Annotated in this window: 4 protein-coding genes; 3 read left to right on the top strand and 1 reads right to left on the bottom strand. The window is 72.3% G+C overall.

All coding sequences use genetic code 11. From position 1 onward, the window contains the following. On the top strand, window positions 1-477 hold a 477-nt coding region (locus tag FV222_RS20905; protein WP_246685579.1), incomplete at its 5' end, for a Wadjet anti-phage system protein JetA family protein. Then, on the top strand, window positions 470-1,096 hold the full coding sequence (locus FV222_RS20900) for a DUF4194 domain-containing protein (RefSeq protein WP_147762693.1): 627 nt from the start codon (window positions 470-472) through the stop codon (window positions 1,094-1,096). The genes FV222_RS20905 and FV222_RS20900, both read left to right, overlap by 8 nt. Window positions 1,097-1,099: 3 nt before the next feature. Here FV222_RS20900 and FV222_RS20895 read toward each other — a convergent pair whose 3' ends face one another. Continuing rightward, window positions 1,100-1,828, bottom strand: coding sequence for a sialate O-acetylesterase (locus FV222_RS20895; protein ID WP_187277404.1), 729 nt, complete (start codon window positions 1,826-1,828; stop codon window positions 1,100-1,102). A 295-nt stretch (window positions 1,829-2,123) separates the two neighbouring features. Between FV222_RS20895 and FV222_RS20890 the strand changes: the two genes are divergently transcribed. Further along, window positions 2,124-3,291: ATP-binding protein (locus FV222_RS20890; RefSeq protein ID WP_281406901.1), on the top strand; the 1,168-nt coding region annotated here is incomplete at its 3' end.

The following is a 3,291-nucleotide window of genomic DNA, read 5'->3' as shown; positions in this document are numbered from 1 at the left end:
GGCGCGGCCGCGGGCGCGCCGGACGTGGCGCCGGCGATATCGCTCCTGCGGCCGCCGATCGGCACGCCGCACCTGTCGATCCCGCGCGGGCGCAAGGCGCCGATCGAGCTGGAGGCGCTGCCGGATTTCGAGATCGATCCGGCGATCGAGGCCTTCGTCGAGGCGAAGGCCGCCTACCGCCGGCGCACCACCGTGACGGCGGAAACGATGACCGCCTTCCTCGACCGCCATCTCGGATTGGACGGGACTCTGCGCGGCTCGGCGATCGCGGTGGCCGACGTCGACGCCTTCGTGGTGTTCCAGCGCCTGCGCGAGATCGACGTGCTGTTCGAGGGCGCCCTCGGCACCCGTTACGCCGTGTCGCGGGTGGAGGGGCGCCTCTCGAACGGGTGGCTCGATTGCCCCGACTTCGTCATCCGCCGCACCTCTAGCGATCGGCATGCGGGCGACCGACCCGCAGGGAATCGGCATGCTTGAGCCGTTCCGCGCCATCATCGACGGCGAGGAGACGCCGCCGCCCGGCGCCCGTGCGCCCGACGTGGAGGAGCTGACCCGGGCGCTCGCGGTGCTGCTGAAGGGCCAGGTGATCTATTCGAACACCCCCGGCATCGGCCGCAGCTACGAGCTCGCCCGGCACTATGCGCCGTTCTTCACCGACTACTTCGCCTGCCTCGGCTACGCGCTGACCGTTTCCCACCGCGACCAGATGGTTTCGCTGACCCTCGCGCCGGACGGGCCGCGCCACGACATCGTCGCCGAGCGCCTGCGCAAGGACGAGACCCTGGTGCTGCTGGCGTTGCGCCTGATCTACGAGGAGGGCCTGCGCGACCACCGCGTTTCCACAGACGGCCTGGTCGAGGCCACCACCGACGACGTCACCGAGCGCATCCGCACCGCAGCCCGCAACGACCCGCCGGAGGAGACGCGGCTGATCGAGATCCTCCGTCTCGTCGCCCGCCGCGGCGGCCTCCGGCTGGGCGAGCGCGACCGGGCCGAGCGCGTCACCCCGGTGAGCGTGCTGCCCGGCATCCTCGTGCTTGCCTCAGATGCGTGGCTCGACCGGCTTCGCGCGTGGTTGGAGGCCGGTGAGGCGTAAGGGTCAGGGCCTCTCCGCGTGCGGCGGGGGAACGAGCGTGCGCAAGGCCTCGAAGTAGCGTCGCCCGAGGATACGCTGCGAGGCGGCATCGAAGTGGATCCTGTCGCCCGCGTTGCCGGCGAGTCCGTCCGCGGAGACGTTGGTCGTCAGCGCGACGGCGTCGGAAAGATGCGCGAGCGCATCGAGGATCGCGAGCCGTGCCGGGCTCGACGTCACCCAGTCCGGCTCGAAACCGCCTGTCACGAACGGCACCTGGCGCGCGCCGCCGATGCGGGCGCGGAAAGCGGCGACGGTGCGGGCGAGCCGGGCGGCGTAGTCCGGACCGGACAAGGCGCCGGCGTCGGCCTCGCCCTGGTGCCAGAGAATCGCGGCGAGGCACGCGTTCGGCGCCGCGTCGAGTGCGGCCCGTGTCCGCCGCACCGCGCCCTCGAACAGATCGTCGCCGGGGTTCCAGTGGCCGTTGGCGAACCCGGTGCCGCCGACGGCCGCGGGTACGAGCAGGATGCGGCGGCCCGGCGGGCGCGTGGCGATGTAGGCGCGGGCGAAGCTCAACCCCAGGCCGACCCGCCCCGCGGCCGGGCCGGGATGCAGGAGCGGATCGATCGCAGGCAGGATCCGGCCCCGGCTGCCGGCCTGGCTCCATTGGACGATGCGGGGATCGGGCATGCCGTCGAGGGTCGCGTCGAAGCCGAGGCCGAACCCAACCATGTTCGACTGTCCGGCGAGCAGCACCACGTCGGTGCCCCGGCCCCGATCGGTCGAACTGCACACGGCCGCCGCCGCAGACGACGCCAGCGCGAGGCCGATGAGAGACCAAAGACCGAGCTTCGAGGCCCACCGAGAACCCGTCCGATGCACCCTCGATGTCATGGTCGCCGTGCCCGCGCCCTCGGGATCGAGGGACCTTCGGTCCCGCTCTACACCGAAAACCGGTGCGGGCGCCGTCGTGCGTGGTGCGGGCGCCCTTGCGTCTGCCCGCGCGGTTGGCCAACTGGGCGCCCTCTCACCCGGATCGGACCCGCCCCCGGTGTACCGTCTCACCGACATCGCCCTTTCGAACTGGTATCTCATCCGGCGCGAGCAAATCCGGATTCGGGGCGCGGCGGCGCTCGTCGGGCCGACGGGGGCCGGCAAGTCGACGATCTTCGATGCGGTCGGCACGGTGCTCGCCGGCAACAACGCAAGCCGGCTCGCCCTGAACGCCTCGGCCTCGGGCCGCAGCGCGCGCACCGTGCGCGACTATTGCCTCGGCTGGATCAGCGATCCGGCCGAGGGCGGCCGCCCGACGCGCGAGGCCTGCGAGACCGTCATCGCCCTAGTGTTCGAGAACGCGGCGACCGGGCGCACGGTCTCGTTCGGGCTGGCTCTGGCGGCGCGCGCGAGCGACCAGAAGGAGGAGGTGCTCTCCCGCTTCATCGCCACCGGCCACCGCTTCGAGATCGGCGACTACCTCCGCACCAATTCCGAGGGCAGCTTCACCGCGCCCTGGACCGAGATCGCCAAGGACCTGCGGGTGCGCACCGAGCGCTTCGAGGAGTTCCGCTCGTCGGGCGAGCGCTTCACGGCGGAAGTGCTGGCGACGCTTCGCGAAGGCGCGCCCGCGCCTGACCCGCGCCACTTCCTGCGCACGTTCTCGAACGCCGTCGCGTTCAAGCCGATCTTCGATTCGAGCGCCTTCGTGCGCAGCTTCGTCCTCGATCCTGAACCGCTCGACGTCGCCCGCGTCCGGCAATCGGTGGAGAACTGGCGCCGCCTGCTGGAGACGATCGAGGAGCTGGAGGTCAAGCTCGCGCGGCTGAAGCGCCTCGCCGGGCGCTACGAATCCTGGGCCGACGCGGTGCTCGCCTCCGGCATCCACGAGGCCCGCGCGGCGACCGCCGAACTGCGTCGCCGCTGCCACGACCTCGTCGCCGTGCGGACCAAGCTCCGGGCCGGGGCCGAGGCCCTGCGCATCGCCCGCGAGAGCGTCGGCACGAGCCGCGGCTTCGTCCGCGACATCGACGGGGAGATCGCCGAGAAGAAAGCCCTCGTCGTCGGCGGGGCGACCGACGGGCGCCTGGCCGCCTCGACCATCGGCCTATCGATGCTGGAGCGCGACCGGCGGGACCTAGCGGCCCGCGTCGCCGACCTCGTCGGCCTCGTCGGACAGATGGGCAAGCTCCAGGCGGTCGCGCCGGTGTTGCGCCAGGTGGCGC

This window comes from Methylobacterium sp. WL103, assembly GCF_008039885.1.
Taxonomy (GTDB): Bacteria; Pseudomonadota; Alphaproteobacteria; order Rhizobiales; family Beijerinckiaceae; genus Methylobacterium; species Methylobacterium cerastii.
This window is presented reverse-complemented; position numbering and strand designations above follow the sequence as displayed.